Source organism: Colwellia sp., assembly GCF_013215345.1.
Lineage (GTDB): Bacteria > Pseudomonadota > Gammaproteobacteria > Enterobacterales > Alteromonadaceae > Colwellia.
In genome coordinates this window covers 1-1,576 of record NZ_JABSOV010000255.1, presented here as the reverse complement: position 1 = coordinate 1,576, position 1,576 = coordinate 1, and the positions used below count along the sequence as shown (strand labels likewise).

3 protein-coding genes are annotated in these 1,576 nt (G+C 39.0%); all 3 read right to left on the bottom strand.

The window, feature by feature from the left end:
• Positions 1–7 precede the first annotated feature (7 nt).
• On the bottom strand, positions 8–631 hold the full coding sequence (locus tag HRT50_RS18800) for an NADH:ubiquinone reductase (Na(+)-transporting) subunit D (protein ID WP_291617380.1): 624 nt from the start codon (positions 629–631) through the stop codon (positions 8–10).
• Positions 631–1,443 carry a Na(+)-translocating NADH-quinone reductase subunit C gene (locus tag HRT50_RS18795; RefSeq protein WP_291617378.1) on the bottom strand — a complete coding sequence of 271 codons (813 nt, stop codon included), beginning with the start codon at positions 1,441–1,443 and terminating at the stop codon, positions 631–633. Before HRT50_RS18795 ends, HRT50_RS18800 begins: the two co-directional genes overlap by 1 nt.
• The coding region (locus HRT50_RS18790) for an RnfABCDGE type electron transport complex subunit D (RefSeq protein ID WP_291617382.1) at positions 1,436–1,576 on the bottom strand (141 nt) is incomplete at its 5' end. The genes HRT50_RS18795 and HRT50_RS18790, both read right to left, overlap by 8 nt.

The following is a 1,576-nucleotide window of genomic DNA, read 5'->3' as shown; positions in this document are numbered from 1 at the left end:
CCATGGATTAATCCTTCTCTACTTCTTCAGGTTTCCACTGGCGAATAGCCCAGATGATTAAACCAATAATGAAGAATGAACTAAATGGTAATACCAATAAGCCGTTACCTTGATACCAGCCACCGTTTTGCACTAACTGAAATACTTCCATATTGAAGATAGTACCAAAACCAAAGAGTTCTCGGAAAAAAGCCACGACCATTAATACTGCGCCATAACCCAAACCATTGCCTAAACCGTCAATAAAGCTTATGCCCGGCTTTTCTTTCATAGCAAAAGCTTCAGCGCGACCCATAACGATACAGTTAGTGATGATCAGACCAATAAATACTGATAACTCTTTCGATAATTGATACGAGAAAGCTTTCAATACTTGGTCAACAACAATAACTAGTGAGGCAATAATCGCCATTTGCACAATAATACGCACACTTGACGGTATTTGATTACGAATAACCGATATAAAGAAGTTTGAAAATGCGGTTACTACCATCACAGCTAGCGTCATGACTAATGCATTAGCCATTGAGCTTGTTACCGCTAAGGCAGAACAAACACCTAAAACTTGTAAAGCAATTGGGTTGTTATCAATAACTGGCCCAAATAAGGCTTTTTTAGTATCTGAAGACATTAATCAAGCCCTCCATCTTTAAATTTGCTGATGAAAGGACCATAGCCCTCATCACCTAACCAAAAGTGCAAAGTATGCTCAACACCATTACTGGTTAATGTCGCACCAGATAAAGCATCAACACCGTGAATGTCACCTTCTTTAGCGCCACCTTTAACGATTTTAATGGCAATATCACCTTGCTCGTTAAACATTTTTTTACCTGGCCATAAAGCTTTCCATCTAGGATTCAGCACTTCAGCGCCTAATCCAGGGGTTTCCTTAAGGTCAGAGTAAACTACGCTGCTGACGGTATTTAAATCAGCTTCTAAGCCAACAAAGCCATACATTAAGTCCCATAAACCCATACCTAAGATAGGTAAGACAATAGTGTTTAATTGACCCTGTTCGTTTTTGACTAAGTAAACAACCGCACTATTAGCACGACGGTTAATACCTGCCATGTCATTTTTAGGTTTGATACTTTGAGTAACATCACGCGCAGCCTTACGTTCATCAAAAGCATTTACATCACCATCAATAATTGCCCCTGAATCAAGATCAATCATTTTAGCAACAACATACTTTTCGTAAGTACTAACAATGCTTTTATCTTCGCTACCAGCAACTTTTATGTTTTCCGGTTTTAAAGCTACAGCTAATAAATTAGAGGCTTCAAGAATTTTAGTTTGTTTGTCGAGTAATTTGTTAGCCGTTTGTAATGGTTTTAAGCCCACTGCAGCCACTGATACTAGAGCCGCACACACTAAACAAATAATTAAAACAAAGATCAGCGTACCGGCAACCGTTTCAGTTTTTTTAGTTTTAGACATTGCGAGCAAGCCTCCGTTTGATGTTGCCTTGTACGACAAAATAGTCAAACAATGGTGCGAACAAGTTTGCAAATAATATCGCTAACATCATGCCTTCAGGGAAAGCAGGGTTAACAACACGAACCAATACCAC